Raw genomic sequence first — 14147 nt, forward strand, 5'->3', positions numbered from 1 at the left:
CGGCATCAGCAGAGTGAAAGAGACCGAGCCGAGACACGTGACGCCGCACCTGACCCCGCACGCGTGTCCGCACGATCATCCCGGTCCGCCCCGGGACCCCGACATGGCACCGCATCCTGGTGCGCCGCCGTCGTCGGGTCCCATACCGCCGGGTCCCACACCGCCGTCGGGTCCGCCCACTGGTCCGCCACCGCCACCGCCGCGGGGCCCGCGTCACTAATCGCGCCCGGTCCAGGGGTCACCCGGCGTCGAACACCACCTCCGCGGACGTGGCGCCCCGCAACGCTGCGATCTGCTGCGCTTCACGGTGCAGCAGCTCCTTGTCAGAGGCTGACACCGGGTGGAAGGCCGCGATGGTGACGGTCAGTTTCCGGCCGTCCTTCCGCGGCCGCCAGGTGCCGGCGATCTGCCCGCTGATGAGGACCGCGCCCGGGTCGCCCACCGGCCTCCACAGTTCCCGGTGGTGCTCGCGGGCGACGATGGTCTCGCGGTCACGCATGTGGGTGTAGGGATCGTGGGCGGGAGCAGACGCACTCCCTCGGGCGGCGGCGCGGACCGCAGCGCGGGAAGGTCCTCGGTGAGGATCCACGCCGTGCCGCCGAACTCGACGGCGGTCAGCTCCTCCCGGACCAGGTCCCACCAGGGGCCGGTGTCCCCGGCCATGATGCCCAGCCACGCAGCGAAGCCGGCCCGCGTGGAGGGTGCGCAGCAGCGCAGGTAGCGGCGAAGCAGTTCGGCCCGCGCCGCGTCCGGGTGGGTGTCCGCAACGGGGTGGCCCAGCCACTCCCTGACCAGGACGAACGGGGCCTGGTTTCCCGCGCGGGGGGCGAAACAGACGTGTCCCTGCAGCGTGAGGATCCGGACGCAGAAATGGACCACGGCCTCGCCGAGCGGCTGGCCGGGCGCGTAGGGTCCCTCGGCTTCCCAGAGGAGGCGCTGGTCCGGGGTCAGTCTGAGGGCGATTCGCTGGGCGAGCTCTTTCCCCAGGCTGTTGATGGCGAGCCTGCGGCGGGACAGCGCCGCATCGATCTCGGTGCCGCACAATTCGACGGCGTCGGCCAGGGTGATGCCGAGCCTGCCCACGGTCTGTTCCACGCCGGGGATGAAGTGCCGCATCGCCTCCTCGGTGGGCGGCAAGACCCCCGTGGTGAACACCGGCGCGTCCGCCGTGGGGAAGAGGAACGGCGCGCCGCGCATGGACCACGTCTGCAGCAGGCTTTTGTCCTCAGCGATCGCCGCGGCCACCCGTTCCTGCGTGATGCCCTCCACCCTGGCATGCAAGGCGAGCAGCGCCGCGCCGGGCGGGCTGTTTTGAATGCCGCACCGGCCGGCCGCTTCGAGCAGCCCCCCGGCCCCCACGCGTTGGGTGAGGTGGTGGGCGTTCAGCCGGAACGCAATGACCTCGCCCGCAGAAACCTTCTCAGCCACACGGGCACCTTATCGCGTCTGACCAGGCCGCGTTGTGGCGCCGCGTTGGGCGCAGGTTTGGCGCCGCATTTGGCGCAGGTCAGGTCACGCGCGGTGATCTTCCTCGTAAACGTCCGGGACGCCGTGGCGGTCGGTGTCCACGGACTCCTCCGCCTCCACCGCCTGGTACTGCCGGTTGCGGGTGACGAGCACCGCCGACGCCAGGAGGGCCGCCACCAGCGACGCGGCGAGGATCCCCACCTTGGCGTGGTCATCGTGGACGCTGCCCTGACCGAAGCTCAGCTCCGCCACGAGCAGCGAAACTGTAAAGCCGATCCCGGCCAGGACGGACACCCCGAACACGTCGATCCACTTCAAGGACTTGTCCAGCGACGCCCGGGTGGCCTTGGTCAGGAGCCAGGTGGTGCCCAGGATTCCGGCCGGTTTGCCCAGCACCAGGGCCACCATGATGCCGATGGCCACGGGGTCGGTCACCGCCGCGATCAGGCCGTCCCAGCCGCCCACCGCCACACCGGCGGAAAAGAAGGCAAACACCGGGACCGCGATGCCGGCGGAAATCGGCCGGAACCGGTGTTCGAAGATCTCGGCGAGGCCGGGACCCGCCGCGGGGCCGCCGCTGGCCGCTGACCGGATCACCGGGACGGCGAACCCGAGCAGCACGCCGGCCACGGTGGCATGGATGCCCGAGGCATGCACCAGCGCCCAGGTGATCACGCCCAGAGGGAGCAGGATCACCCACGCCGCGGCGGGTCTGGCGCCGAAGAACCGGCGGTATTTCTGCGCGAGGAACGTATATAACGCCAGCGGAATGAACGCGAGCAGGAGCGGGGCCGCCTGGATGTCGCTGGAATAGAACACCGCGATGATGCTGATGGCCAGCAGGTCGTCCACCACGGCCAGGGTCAGCAGGAAGATCCGCAGGGCACTGGGCAGGTGCGAGCCGATGATCGCCAGCACGGCCACGGCGAAGGCGATGTCCGTGGCCGTGGGGATGGCCCAGCCGCCGCGAGTTTCCGGACTGGTGAGGTTGACCAGCGCATAAATGGCCGCCGGGACTGCCACGCCTCCGACGGCGGCCGCGATGGGCACCACGGACTTGCTGAACTGGCGGAGGTCGCCGGCCACGAACTCACGCTTGAGTTCCAGCCCCACGAGGAAGAAGAAGATGGCCAGCAGTCCGTCCGCAGCCCAGGCCCCGAGGCTCAGGTCCAGGTGCCACGGTTCGTACCCGATGCGGAAGTCGCGGAGCGCGAAGTAGCTTTCTGAGGCCGGGGAATTGGCCCAGACCAGGGCAATGACCGCTGCAGCGACCAGCAGGATGCCGCCGACGGTTTCCTTCCGCAGGATCTCGCCAATGCGCAGCACTTCGCCGTAGCTGCCCCGTCCCAGGACGGAGGGGCGCGGCGGAAGGGATGGATTCTTACCCATGAAGGTGTCCTAAACAGTGGGTCGACAAATTACGTGCCGACCAGACTTCCCGGCTCACCTTCGACCAGTCTACCCGCCAGCATCTGCCGGGCTGCTGGCCGCCCGGGGAGGCCGGACGGCGATGAATACGGCCAGTGCTGCGGCCTGGATGACGCTAAGGGTGACGGCGAGGGTCAATGGTGACTGCTCGTAGATGGCCCCGATGAGCACGCTTCCGGCCAGCCAGGCAAGGCCGTAACAGGCGGTGAAGATCCCGTAGGCGCTGCCACGCCGTCCTGCCGGGGCCAGTTCGGCGACGGCGGCGCGCATGGTGCTTTCCTGGACACCCATGGCGGCGCCCCAGATCAGCACGCCGGCGACAGCCAGCGGGGCGCTGCTGCTGAAACCTAGCCACGGCACGGCCGCGGCCAGTACCGGGAGGACAACCAGGACCTTCAGCCCGATCCGGTCATAGAGCCAGCCGGAGGCCAGGGCCGCGACCGCATCCACCGCCATGGCCACGGCGTACACGACGGGCACGAGCGCGGGCGGCAGGAGCCCGGTGGCGACGAGGTGGAAGGAGAGCAGCCCGAAGGTTGCGTAGCCAAACATCGTCAGGCTGCTGAAAGCCGCGTACGTCCAAAACTGCCGGGGCATCGGGGCCGCCGAGGGTGATTCCACCGTAGGTGGGTCCACCGTGGGGGGACCCGCCGGTGACGGTACCGCAGGCGGCGGGACCTCGTAGAGGGAGGGGTCCGGGACGCGCTTCTTCAGCCGGAAAAGAAGCACCATCGCCGCCGCCCCGGGAACCGCGAGCAGAAGAAACCCCGGGCCGTAGCTGCCGGAAAGGGACAGGGCCACGCCGATCAGAAGCGGGCCGACGAACGCGCCCACCTGGTCCAGCGCCTCGTGGAACGCGAAGGCCTTCCCCCGGCCCAGCGCGGTGCCGGCTTCGGCGAGCATGGTGTCCTTCGCCGGACTCCGGACAGCCTTCCCCAAACGCTCGGCCAGAACAAGCAAGCACGCAATCCACAAGGCACTCGTTATCCCGAGCAGAGGGACGGACAATGCCGTGAGGCCGTAGCCCGTCAGCGTCAGCGCCCACCGCAGCCGGGGCCGGTCCGCCAGGCGTCCGAAGACCAGACGCAAAACGAGGGCCACGGCCTCACCCGCGCCCGTAATGACGCTGACCAGCAGGGCAGAAGCGCCCAGTGCACCCAGAAACGGGCCCGTGACGCTCCTGGCCCCTTCGTAAACCATGTCCATCAGGGCGCTGATGATGCCGAAGACAACGATGAACCGGAACGCGGTCAGCGGCGGTCCCGCCGCACTAGGCCGTGTTGCCAAAGCTTGCTCCTCGCCATGCGAGTGATGCGGCGAGCTGCAGGGCGCCCAGGTAGCTGCGTGCGGTCTTGTCGATTTCATGGCGAGGCCGCTCGAATCGTGAACACGGTGTGCCAGTTCCGTCGGTCCACGTCCGGGCTCCCATTGCCCTTCCATACCGGAAGCATGGGCAAATCACTGCCCATGCTTCGTCAAATATTAGAGAACGATTGTCCACCGCACCAGACAACCGCATCCACGGCCCAGCGGGGTTTACCAACACACCCTAGGTCATTGGTGATGTGTTACCTCCGGTGCTTCTTTTTCGCATCAGTTACCGGAGTGCTGGTGAGGCAGTCTGCATGATTGCTGTAGCCGTATCCCTGGTAATTGGTCTTGCAGTCCTGCGCCGAGGTGGCCGACGCGGAAGCGGGGGTGAGTCCAGCGGTAAGGGAAAGGACACCGACCGCGGCGAAAGCAGCGATGCTACGACGGACCCGTACCTTGAAGTTCTTCATGATGAAATTCCTTCTTGTGTTTGACTGGCTGTGGGCGGTTGCGTAACTACCTTTAGAACCAGTCTTCCTCGATCCGGTAACGCGGACGATACGCTCTTTTACGTATAGAGCTACCCGTCTACACTTTTGCCATCGGATCGAGTCGAGATGGCGGAGGCATGCGATGGATCCGAAGGCCAAGCTCGCAGCGGAACTCGTTCACCTGACCGAACGGGATGAGTACCTCGTCGCGGCGAGCGAACTTTTGCTGAAACTTATCCCCGCTGACCATGCGGCTTGGAACGAGGTAGACCCGGCCGCCGGCCAGTCGGACGTTCGCGCCTTCCCCGAGCATTCCGGCATCGACATTCCCAAGATGCTGCTCGAGCTCTATGCCGAGCATCCGATCGTGGTCAGCTTTCAGCGTGAGCCCAGTGAACCCTTCCGACGTCTGAGCGACCTCGTATCGGACCGGCAGCTGTACCGGACGAGGGCATTCAGAGAGGGATTGTCGCGGCTGGAGGTGAACCGGCAGCTTGTCGCGATGACTTCAATTCCTCATGGCAATCTCTTCAGTTGTTGGACGATGAACCGTTGGGGGCGCGACTTCAGCGATGGTGAGGTCGAATTGGCGCGCCATGTTCACCCGATGCTGCGACTCCTTGAGCAGGCGTACGGCGGCAGGCGCACACCAGAGGCTGTATCGCAGGCTGAGGCATTTTCTCTCACGTCGAGAGAGAATGAGATCCTGCAGCTCCTCGGCAAGGGGCTGACCGGCATCGCCATTGGCCACCTGCTGGGCATCAGCCCAAGGACTGTTGCAAAGCATGTCGAGCACGCTTATGCCAAGCTTGGCTGTACTAACCGGATCGATGCTCTCAGACGGCTGCGCGGTGAGGATCCGAGCGGGTCTGACCCGAACATCGCCCCTGTGGACACGCGGGCCCGGCCGCCTTCCGAACGGCCCTGATGCTGCGCGGCAAGGTCAGCGGCCAAATGTCTTACTCGCCCCTGATCCTTCTGAGTGCGTCAACCCGGTTGGTGCACCCGAGCTTTGCATAGGCGTGTTCCAAATGTTTGGCTACCGTGCGCGGACTCACCCCGAGCAGGTGACCTATCGCCACACCCGTGAGCCCTTTCCCGAGAAGGACCAGGATCTCCCGTTCCCGTGCCGTCAGCGAATAGTCCTCGATCCGATTCATCCGAGGACCACTGAGGGGTCCTGTGTACGCCATATCGAGGAGCCGGAGGACCGGTTGGAGGGTGCGCGCTAGATCCACGTCGTTATCGGTGAAGTCCCGACCGCCGCGGTTCATGGCCCAGCCGCGAATGCTGGCCGAAGCGGGAGGAGTCACTAGGACGGAAAATTGCCGGTCGACCCCAAGCGGCCGAAGGCCCTCCTGATACGTACGGGTTCTGTGAAGGGCCCGGTCGGAAATGACATCGCTCATTCGCAGTACCCTGGATCGGCCAAGAGCACCTTGCGTGTAGCCCACAATCAGCGGATGTTCCCGGCAGACCTGCAGGAACACCTCCTTGGAGACACTCGGCGCCTCCGGGAAGTTAGCGACCTCAGCCTCGCCCGTCCTGAGGTCGAGCGCGGCCCAGCCGATGCCCAGGACAGGGAACAGCCCCTCCAACATCTCGCCGGCAGCACACAGGTATTCCTGCCGGTCGGGCAAGCCGACCAGCTCCGTCGCAAGCTTCGCGTACGGCTCCGTGACAGGCCTCCGTAAATCTGATTACCCGAGAGATTTTAGACCGCGACAGACCGGCACGGGAGTGTCCAAGGGCCCAACCTCAATACGCAAAATAACGAATGGCGGATCAACCCCTGCCCCGAGAAACTGTCATCAAGGCGAACCGGCAACGAACAGAAAGGAGACGTAATGGAGAACAAAGAGATCGTGCGACCTTTTGGTTTCGCTCAATCGACGGAATGCATAATGGCCTCGTCGGGGGTGTCAATCTCGATGGCGGGGGCTGGCACGATTTCCCGGGCCCGCACCAATACCCTGCGAGCTGGTGTGCCATTCCTTGGGTGAACCGCGGAGACACCTACAAGGACCTCAGCAGCAATCTGGACAGACACGTTCTCAGGTTTTGGTCAGATGCGCCTTCCATCTACTTTGCCGACGGGACCAATGGTCAACTTGTCGCGCAGGTCGTCCTGACGGACTTTGCCGATCATGATATTGACCTGGACCTTTCGATCACAGCCGGCGGCATTTACCTTGAGTTCCTTTCAGTGGTTGGGCCCACCAACCTTTACGTCATTAGCTCCAGTGGCAAGTACACCGAGGTAGACCGTGACGGGCTGGCTAACGTGTTGGGAAACGTTGCGGGAGGCACGATCCATCTCGGGCAGGCGCACAAGAGACGTCATCAGGCGGGCGCTCACGGGGGACTGCGGGGGTCTTCTCGGCTGGCCCCGCCCCAGCTTGCTGTCACACCACCAGAGCCCATCCGGAAAACGCTGGATGGCTGACGTCTCGTTTTCCCCTCTCCAAGCCGTCCCCCGCCATCCGCGGCGGTTCTCTTCATGCTCGCGAGCCCTGTCTCGTGTGCCCGGAAATGCGTAGTGGTGGCTCTAAAAATGGGGTACTGCGTACTGGTGCAAAACCAGTATCTATTCGATTGAATAATGGTGCCGGCGGGATTCAGGGGTGGTGCCCACTAGTTTCCGCCGGCGCCACTACGGCTTCACCTGAAGCGATCATACGCAGGCCGCCCGCGACGCGGCCGCGAGCGGGAGGGGTCACATGCGCATCAGACTTTCCACCGGAGACGCTGCAGATCCCATGGACTGCCCCCACCAGTTTGTGGGCCGTTGTGACGACTGCGCGGCTGCCCCGGCCCACCCTGCCGGGCCGCCGCGGCCCGCCAACCCGTGGGAACAGCGCTTGCCCGCTCTGCCCGGACCGGGCGCGGGTCCTCACGGGGAATACGGGGAGTACCCGGATTTCGGGGAGCCGCCAAACTAGCGTCCGCGGCGGGCCGTACTACTTGTCGGCGTCACCGGGACGGCGTGACTGGGCCCGGATTTCGGCTTCCTCTTCATAGGCGCGCAGGTCGTTGGCCTGGTCGGCGGCATCACCGTGCCAGTCCTCGCCGCTGACCTGGTGCTCGAACTCCTGGTCGGGCTGCACGTCCTCCAGCGCCTCGACCGTCTCGTCGACCTTCTTCTGCGCTGACTCGTTCTTCTGCACTGACTCATCGCTCATGATGTGGCCTCTCCCTCTCGTCGGTCTCTCGTCGGTGTTCCTGCTCCGGCACCAAAGCTGTGCCCGAGCCTTCAGCTTAGATGCGGAAGCCGGGTTCCGGGGTGACATGTTTCGGTCATTTGAAGGCGCGGACCATCACCTGTTCGGCGGCGGTGGGCTGCCGGGTGGCGGAGCAGGCCAGTTGGATGCGCCAGACCAGGGGCGTGTGAATGGCCCGGATGCCCTTCCCGTGGCCGTCTTGGAGCGCGGATTCGGGCAGGAAAGCAACGCCGAGGCCCTCGCGGACCAGGTCCGTGGCCATGGTGAAGGACACCACTTCGGTGTGCACCGTGCGGCTCAGGCCCGCTGAGCCGAACGCGGCGTCCACGGTGGTGCGGTTGCCCCACCCCTCGGGAAAGTCAATGAAGGGCTGGTCCGCGATCTCGGCCAGGCTTACGCGTTTTCGGCCGGCCAGGGCGTGGGATTCGGGGCAGGCAAAGACGATTCCCTCGGCGTGCAGGGGGTGCAACTCGAGGCCGGACGCAGCCTCTTCCGGCACGGACACCAAGGCCAGGTCCAGCGCTCCGGACCGGACATCGGCCAGGCTGGTGCGGGTGCCCTGGACGGTCTGGCGCAGCTTGATGACTATGCCCGGATAGTCCCGCCGGACGGTGCGGAGGATCTGCAGCACGTCCACGGAGCCGGCATGGGCCAAGGTGCCCAGGGCCACGGTGCCGCGCACCGTCCCGCGCACGGCGTCGACGGCGTCCCGCGCCGCCTGCACGTCGGCAAGGACGGCGCGGGCGCGGGGGAGCAGGGCCTGCCCGGCCGGGGTGAGGCGGATACTGCGGCCCTGGCGGATGAACAGATCAGAGCCCAGCTCGTGTTCGAGCTGGCGGATCCCCGCCGAGACGGCGGACTGCACGATGTTGACCCGCTGGGCACCCCGGGTAAAGCTCAGCGCCTCGGCCACCGCGATGAAGTACTCAACCTGAAAGAGCTGCATAAACTCTATTATCGCCGATGACGATGGATATCAGCGCCAATAAACGTTGGACGCGATGTCACTGGAAGCAAAATACTGAAGCAATGACCCAAACTTCAACCTCCCCCTCCCTCCGGGCCGATTCATCCCATCAGGCCCACCGGCGCCGGCACGGCCGCGGCTTCTGGATTGTCACGTTCGTCTTCATGATCACCATGGCGTTCGCCGCCGCGCCGGCCCCGCTGTATGTGCTCTACCAGCAACGGGGCGGGTTCAGTGCCTTCACCATCACGGTCATCTTCGCCGCCTACGCTGTGGGCGTGGTGGTGAGCCTGTTCCTCGCCGGGCACATTTCGGACAGGTTTGGCCGCCGCCGCGTGATTGCGCCGGCCGTGCTGCTCAACGTCGTCGCCGCGCTCATCTTCCTGGTCTGGCCCGACCTGCCCGGCCTGGTGCTGGCCCGATTCATCTCCGGCCTCGGCATCGGCATGCTGACGGCCACGGCCACGGCCCACATGACCGAACTGCACAGCGCGGCGCGGCCCGGCGCCGGGTCCCGGCGCGCGGAGGTCATCTCCACCGCAGCCAACATCGGCGGACTGGGCCTGGGCCCGCTGGTCACCGGCTTCCTCGCCGAGTACGTGCCGATGCCGCTGTACACGCCGTACGTGGTGTTCGCGTTCCTGCTGCTCGCCGGCCTCCTCCTGATCGTGACCGTCCCCGAGACCGTCAAGAACGTCGACGAAACCTGGGTCTATCGGCCGCAGCGCGTCGTCGTTCCCCAGGCCGCCCGCGGGCAGTACGTGGCAGCAACCATGATGGCTTTCGTCGGGTTCGCCATGTTCGGCTTCTTCACCTCCCTGGCACCCTCCTTTGTGGCGCGGCAGCTGAGCATCACCTCCCATGTGGTGGCAGGCGCCGTCGCGTTCGTGGTCTTCGCCTCCTCGGCGGCCTTCCAGGTGCTGTCCTCCCGCTGGGCACGCACCACGCAGTTCGTCGTCGGCCTGATCCTGCTGGGCTCCGGGCTGGTCCTGGTCACCGTGTCCATCGCAGCCTCCTCGTTGCCCCTGCTGATTGCCGGCGGACTCGTGGCCGGCTCCGGGGTGGGCGTGACCTTCAAGTCCGCGATCGGCACCGTCATCTCCATCTCCGCTCCGGAGACCCGCGGCGAGGCCCTGGCCGGGCTGTTCCTGGTGGGCTACGTGGGCATGGCGCTTCCGGTGGTGCTGCTGGGGCTGATCCTGCAGACCGTGGCCCTGGTTCCGGCCGTCATCATGTTCGGCGTGGTCATGCTGGCGCTGATAGTCGTCACCGCGGTGACCCTGGTCCGCACCTATGGCCGCGGACGGACCGCCCGCGCCGCTAACTGAGCTCCTGACAAGTACGACGCCGGCACCCAAGATGAGTGCCGGCGTCGTACTTATCTGCGCGAGAGGGTTCCCCGAAATGCCACATCAACTGCGAGAGGGTTGCCGTCAAGGGGGCATGAGGTGAGGCTGCTTTCCTTCAGCTGCCGATCGACGGGGTCGCCGGCACCTCCGGACGCTTCTCGGCCCGCTCGTTGGGAACGGTGATCATGATGGCGATGATGGCCACCACCACCATCAGCAGGTTGAACAGGATGCCCACCGCCCCGCCGAACCGCAGCGCCACGTTGGTCTGGTTGCCGATGAACAGGCCCCACGACTGGATGGTGGCGGGGTCCATGGCCTGGGCCGCGACGTACAGGGCTGCCGAGATGGCCACGCCGATCGCGTTGCCCAGCGACGACGCCATCTTGTAGATGCCCGCGGCTGCCCCGGCCTCGTCGTCTGGCACGTTGGACAGCGCAGCGTCCGTGGACGGCGTGGCGTAGAAGCCCAGGCCGATGCCGAACAGGGTGAAGCCGATGACCGCCAGCACAATGTACTGCCCGATCAGCGTGAACGTCATGGACGTCAGCAGGATCCCTAGGCCGGCGATGGCACTGCCCCAGATCATGGGCCGCTTCGGGCCGAAGCGCTGGAGCAGTTTCTCACCCACGCGGATGGTGGCCAGGATGGCCACCAGGTAGCCGAGGGTTAGCAGGCCGGACTGCAGTGAGGACATGCCCGCGGCCACCTGGACCAGGCCCAGCGAGACAATCAGCGTGCCGGCCGCGCCGTTGAGCAGGAAGTTGGACAGTGTTGCACCGGCGAACGTGGCGTTGCCGAACAGCTTCAGGTTCAGGACCGGGTTGGCCCGGCTCGTTTCAATCCCGAAGAACACCAGGGCGGCAATCACGGCCACCACAACCAGGCCGATGCCCGTCAGGCTCAGCCAGCCAATCGAGGGGCCCTGGGAGATGTAAACGTTCAGTGCCACCAGCGCGATGACCAGGGTGACCATGCCGCCCCAGTCAAATTTGCCGCCGGCCTTCGCCGCAGACTTGGACTCCGGGGTGCCGCGCAGCAGGAAGAGGGCCACGACGGACAGCACGATCGAGATCCAGAAGATGGAGCGCCAGCCCAGGAACGACGTCGCCATCAGCCCGCCGAACAGGGCGCAGAAGCCCGAGCCGCCCCACGAGCCGATGGACCAGAAGGACAGCGCCCGCTGGCGGTCCTTGCCCTCGTAGTAGAACTTCACCAGCGCCATGGTGGAGGGCATGATGCACGCCGCGGACAGCCCCTGCACCACACGGCCGCCGAGCAGCGCCGCGGCTGTCAGCCCGCCGGCGTTTTCAGGGGTCAGGGCGATCAGGAGGGAGCCGAGGATGCTCAGGTAGATGCCGACGTACATGATCTTCACGCGGCCCAGCCGGTCCGCGAGGCCGCCGGCCACCACAATGAAAATGCCGGAGAACAGCGACGTGATGGACACGGCCAGGTTCCCCAGGGTCCGCTCGATCCCCAGCGACCCCTGGATGCCGGGGATGACGTTCAGCAGGGTCTGCGCGAACAGCCAGAAGTTGATGACGGCCAGGACGATGCCGATCAGCCACGCATCGTTCGGCTTCCACTGGGTTTGGGTTTTTGCTGAGGACTGGACAGTGCTCACGGCTTACGCATCCTTGGCTAGGTAGGACAATGCGGCGACAACCTGGGCCTGAACGCCCAGGGACAGCGTCGGATCCAGCACCGGCGCAAAGAAGGGGGAGTGGTTCCCCGGGATGTCCTGGGAAACGGTCCCGCGTTCGACGGCGGCCCGGTACTTTTCCGGATCATGGCCGCCCAGGAGCCAGAACGTATACGGAACGCCGAACGCGTCCGGGATGCGGCTGAAGTCCTCCGACGCGGTCTGCGGGGTGGCCTGAAGCACGGCACCGGCGTCGAAATGTTCCGTGAAGGCCGCCGTGACTTTGTCCGTCACGGCGGCATCGTTGCTGGTCAGCGGGAACTGGTCGTAGAACTCGAACTCGGGCTCCTGCGGGGAGCCGGCGGTGACACACTCACCCCGGACGATCCGCTCGATCGCGGCTATCACGTTGCTGCGTACCTGGTTGTCGTAGGTGCGGATGTTCAGCAGGAGAGTGGCGCGGTCCGGGATGATGTTGGACTTTGTCCCCGCGTTCAGCGCCCCGACCGTGACCACCGCGAAGTCTCCCGGTTTGGTCTCGCGCGAGACGACGGTCTGCAGCCGGAGCACGATGGAGGAGGCCAGCACCACCGGGTCCACCGCCATGTGCGGCATGGACCCGTGCGCGCCCTTGCCGTAGACGGTGATCTTCAGCGAATCCCCGGCGGACAGGACCGGCCCCGCGGTGGTGGCGATGGTGCCGGCGGCGATGGGCATCACATGCTGGGAGAGCGCGACGTCGGGGCGCGGCACCTTGGTGACTAGGCCGTCGTCGACCATTGCCTGGGACCCCGCACCGATCTCCTCCGCCGGCTGGAACAGCGCCACGTAGGTTCCGGACCACGCCTCCCGGCCGTCCGCCATCAGCTTGGCGGCGCCGAGCAGGGTGCTGACGTGCACATCATGCCCGCAGGCGTGCATCACGCCGTCCACTTCCGAGGAGTAGGGGAGCCCGGTGGCCTCGGTGACGGGGAGCGCGTCCATGTCCGCGCGGGCCAGGACGGTGGGGCCGTCACCGTTGGTGAGGACGCCGACGACGCCGGTGCCTCCGAGGTGCGTGACCTTGCAGCCGAAGGAGGTGAGTTTGTCCGCGACGAGCCGGGAGGTTTCGTTCTCCTGGAGGCTCAGTTCCGGTTGTCGGTGGAGGGTGGTGTAGAAGTCCCGGACCCAGCCGAGTTCGGTCTCAAGTCCTGCCAAAACTGTCTCGTAGCCACTCATGCGAATCACTCTCTGAGGAGTCGGGGCGCCCGGGCCGGCCAGACGCAACTGGCACATTTAGCTTAAACCCGGACGGCGCCGCCGGAGGGGAATGCGGCCCAGTAAGATGTGCCGGGTGAGCAGATTCGGTGGGGGACCCAGGATAACCAGGCAGGAATGGATCAAGTACGGTGCACTCTTTGTGCTGGCCGTGGTTGCATTTGGCGTGGCGGCCCTTGCCCTGTCGAATCCGCGGGGCCCGAGTGAACCCGCCACTTTTGTGCCGGCGAGCCCGGCGGCAGCGAGCCCGGTGGCGGCGGCCGGCGGTGCTGCCGCCGGTGCTGCCGCTGTGACGGCCACCCCGTTGCCGACTGCCACCGCTTCGGCGAGCGCCACGGCTGCGGCGACCGCGGCACGGTTGCGGATTGAACTTCCCGCGAGGCCCGTCCTGCTGATTCTCGGTGACTCCTACACCTTCGGGGTGGGCGCGGACCGGCAGGATCAGGGATGGGCCTATATTGTTGCCCGCACGCTGGGATACCCCACGAACATCGAGGGTGAAGGCGGAACCGGTTTCGCCTGGGGCGGCGGAGCGAAGGACGATGGCGGGCGTGAATTCGAAGTCCGGCTGCGCGAAATCTCCCGGAACCCGCGCTTTGTCCCCAACCTCCTCATTCTCCAGGGCGGCCAGAACGACTCCCAGCTCAACAACCCCGATGAACTCAAGACCGCCACGACGCAGACCATCGAAGCGGCCCGCAGGTTCTGGCCCGGCGTGCAGGTGGTTGTCATGGGCCCCTCCGCCCCGCAGCCCCTCGCGGAGGAACTGCGCAACGCCAACACGGCAGTCCGTGCCGGGGCCGCAGCAGCCAACGCCCCGTTCATCGACGCCTACGAGGCCGGCTGGTTCACCCGGACCAACAGCCCGGGGTTCGATGCTGACGGAGCACACCCGAACACCGCAGGCCACGCCTACCTTGCGCAGAAGTTCCTGGAAGCCTGGGCCGCCCTGACGAAATGAGCCCCGCAACGGCGTCGGACATATCAGACTTGTTTGCACACCTCTGAACC

The 14147-nt window shown here is 66.2% G+C and carries 12 protein-coding genes and 1 pseudogene; 4 read left to right on the plus strand and 9 right to left on the minus strand.

Features of this window, described 5'->3' with window-relative positions; genetic code table 11:
- Nucleotides 1–343: 343 nt before the first annotated feature.
- The 4 genes and pseudogenes from NQJ30_RS18065 to NQJ30_RS18080 form a co-directional block, all read right to left on the minus strand.
- A pseudogene (locus NQJ30_RS18065) lies at nucleotides 344–1428 on the minus strand (winged helix DNA-binding domain-containing protein); the annotation flags it as partial.
- Between the two features lie 84 nt (nucleotides 1429–1512).
- Entirely contained in the window at nucleotides 1513–2856 is a 1344-nt protein-coding gene (gene nhaA / locus NQJ30_RS18070) for a Na+/H+ antiporter NhaA (protein ID WP_255771645.1), read from the minus strand.
- A 69-nt stretch (nucleotides 2857–2925) separates the two neighbouring features.
- A complete protein-coding gene (locus tag NQJ30_RS18075; RefSeq protein WP_255771646.1) occupies nucleotides 2926–4182 on the minus strand; it encodes an MFS transporter in 1257 nt (418 codons plus the stop codon).
- A 281-nt stretch (nucleotides 4183–4463) separates the two neighbouring features.
- Nucleotides 4464–4676 (minus strand): hypothetical protein, encoded by a 213-nt coding sequence (locus NQJ30_RS18080; protein WP_255771647.1) that lies wholly within the window; start codon nucleotides 4674–4676, stop codon nucleotides 4464–4466.
- Between the two features lie 163 nt (nucleotides 4677–4839).
- Here NQJ30_RS18080 and NQJ30_RS18085 point away from each other — a divergent pair, with 163 nt between their 5' ends.
- Complete coding sequence (locus NQJ30_RS18085; protein ID WP_255771648.1) at nucleotides 4840–5625, plus strand: response regulator transcription factor; 786 nt, start codon at nucleotides 4840–4842, stop codon at nucleotides 5623–5625.
- Nucleotides 5626–5656: 31 nt separating this feature from the next.
- Here the strand turns inward: NQJ30_RS18085 and NQJ30_RS18090 are convergent, their stop codons facing one another.
- On the minus strand, nucleotides 5657–6337 hold the full coding sequence (locus NQJ30_RS18090) for a response regulator transcription factor (protein ID WP_255771649.1): 681 nt from the start codon (nucleotides 6335–6337) through the stop codon (nucleotides 5657–5659).
- A gap of 137 nt (nucleotides 6338–6474) precedes the next feature.
- On the opposite strand from NQJ30_RS18090, the gene NQJ30_RS18095 reads away from it, so the two are divergent.
- Entirely contained in the window at nucleotides 6475–7143 is a 669-nt protein-coding gene (locus NQJ30_RS18095; protein ID WP_255771650.1) for a hypothetical protein, read from the plus strand.
- A 514-nt stretch (nucleotides 7144–7657) separates the two neighbouring features.
- Here the strand turns inward: NQJ30_RS18095 and NQJ30_RS18100 are convergent.
- Together NQJ30_RS18100 and NQJ30_RS18105 are read right to left on the minus strand one after the other, a co-directional pair.
- Entirely contained in the window at nucleotides 7658–7879 is a 222-nt protein-coding gene (locus tag NQJ30_RS18100) for a hypothetical protein (protein ID WP_255771652.1), read from the minus strand.
- Nucleotides 7880–7994: 115 nt separating this feature from the next.
- Nucleotides 7995–8864 carry a LysR family transcriptional regulator gene (locus NQJ30_RS18105; protein ID WP_255771653.1) on the minus strand — a complete coding sequence of 290 codons (870 nt, stop codon included), beginning with the start codon at nucleotides 8862–8864 and terminating at the stop codon, nucleotides 7995–7997.
- A 23-nt stretch (nucleotides 8865–8887) separates the two neighbouring features.
- Here NQJ30_RS18105 and NQJ30_RS18110 point away from each other — a divergent pair, with 23 nt between their 5' ends.
- The gene (locus NQJ30_RS18110) at nucleotides 8888–10213 is read left to right on the plus strand and encodes an MFS transporter (protein WP_255771681.1); all 1326 of its coding nucleotides are present in this window, start codon (nucleotides 8888–8890) and stop codon (nucleotides 10211–10213) included.
- 136 nt (nucleotides 10214–10349) lie between these two features.
- Here the strand turns inward: NQJ30_RS18110 and NQJ30_RS18115 are convergent, their stop codons facing one another.
- Entirely contained in the window at nucleotides 10350–11861 is a 1512-nt protein-coding gene (locus NQJ30_RS18115) for an MFS transporter (RefSeq protein ID WP_255771654.1), read from the minus strand.
- Between the two features lie 3 nt (nucleotides 11862–11864).
- Nucleotides 11865–13097, minus strand: a complete 1233-nt coding sequence (locus NQJ30_RS18120) for an amidohydrolase (RefSeq protein WP_255771655.1) — start codon at nucleotides 13095–13097, stop codon at nucleotides 11865–11867.
- Nucleotides 13098–13203: 106 nt separating this feature from the next.
- Here NQJ30_RS18120 and NQJ30_RS18125 point away from each other — a divergent pair, with 106 nt between their 5' ends.
- Nucleotides 13204–14097 carry an SGNH/GDSL hydrolase family protein gene (locus NQJ30_RS18125; RefSeq protein WP_374113285.1) on the plus strand — a complete coding sequence of 298 codons (894 nt, stop codon included), beginning with the start codon at nucleotides 13204–13206 and terminating at the stop codon, nucleotides 14095–14097.
- The last annotated feature ends 50 nt before the right edge of the window (nucleotides 14098–14147 follow it).

It is taken from the genome of Pseudarthrobacter sulfonivorans (assembly GCF_024391045.1).
Lineage (GTDB): Bacteria > Actinomycetota > Actinomycetes > Actinomycetales > Micrococcaceae > Arthrobacter > Arthrobacter sulfonivorans_B.

Excerpts from the sequence above, each read along its gene's own strand:
- nhaA (WP_255771645.1), bottom strand. The coding sequence starts at position 2,856 with ATGGGTAAGAATCCATCCCTTCCGCCGCGCCCCTCCGTCCTGGGACGG.
- NQJ30_RS18080 (WP_255771647.1), bottom strand. The coding sequence starts at position 4,676 with ATGAAGAACTTCAAGGTACGGGTCCGTCGTAGCATCGCTGCTTTCGCC.
- NQJ30_RS18085 (WP_255771648.1), top strand. The coding sequence starts at position 4,840 with ATGGATCCGAAGGCCAAGCTCGCAGCGGAACTCGTTCACCTGACCGAA.
- NQJ30_RS18095 (WP_255771650.1), top strand. The coding sequence starts at position 6,475 with ATGGCGGATCAACCCCTGCCCCGAGAAACTGTCATCAAGGCGAACCGG.
- NQJ30_RS18100 (WP_255771652.1), bottom strand. The coding sequence starts at position 7,879 with ATGAGCGATGAGTCAGTGCAGAAGAACGAGTCAGCGCAGAAGAAGGTC.
- NQJ30_RS18105 (WP_255771653.1), bottom strand. The coding sequence starts at position 8,864 with ATGCAGCTCTTTCAGGTTGAGTACTTCATCGCGGTGGCCGAGGCGCTG.
- NQJ30_RS18110 (WP_255771681.1), top strand. The coding sequence starts at position 8,888 with ATGGATATCAGCGCCAATAAACGTTGGACGCGATGTCACTGGAAGCAA.
- NQJ30_RS18120 (WP_255771655.1), bottom strand. The coding sequence starts at position 13,097 with ATGAGTGGCTACGAGACAGTTTTGGCAGGACTTGAGACCGAACTCGGC.
- NQJ30_RS18125 (WP_374113285.1), top strand. The coding sequence starts at position 13,204 with ATGTGCCGGGTGAGCAGATTCGGTGGGGGACCCAGGATAACCAGGCAG.